Raw genomic sequence first — 534 nt, 5'->3', positions numbered from 1 at the left:
GCGGGCCACAAAGGCCTCGCTGTTGGCGGCGGTGCCCTGGCCGGGGTAGGCAATGGGGCCAAACTGCACGTTGGCAAAGCCGTTGGGGTCGCCGCTAATGGCGTAGTTGACGGTCATCCCCGCCACGTAAACGCCGCCGTTGGTTAGGGCCAGGCTCGTGGCATAGTCGTCGTACGTACCGCCGGCTTCCAGCGCCCAGTCCCAGTCGGTGGGCACGGCGCCCGCCGGGCCGGCATCGGTGAAGCGGGCTACGAAAATGTTAAAGTTGTTGCCATTGCCCGAGCCCGGCAACGGGCGGGTGCCAAACTGCACATTGGCGCCACCGTTGGCATCGTTGGGAAAAGCCTGATTCACCACCTGGCCCGCCACATACACCTGGCTGCCATTGCTGGCCACCGCGTTGGCCACGTCGCTTCCGGTGCCGCCAGCCTGCATGGCCCAGTCCCAGTCGGCCGGGACGGCCGCCGGTCCGGTGTCGGTGAGGCGTGCCACAAATACGTCCGTCACGCTTATGCCGCCAATGCCGGGCAGCGG

1 protein-coding gene is annotated in these 534 nt (G+C 67.0%); it reads right to left on the bottom strand.

What is annotated here, in order from left to right; translation table 11 throughout:
- A partial coding sequence (locus tag ACYVDE_RS25915; RefSeq protein ID WP_460504370.1) for a hypothetical protein occupies window positions 1–534 on the bottom strand: 534 nt, incomplete at both ends.

It is taken from the genome of Hymenobacter agri, assembly GCF_054778495.1.
Note: the sequence above shows the minus strand (reverse complement) of the source record. Positions and strands in the feature narration are given on the sequence as shown.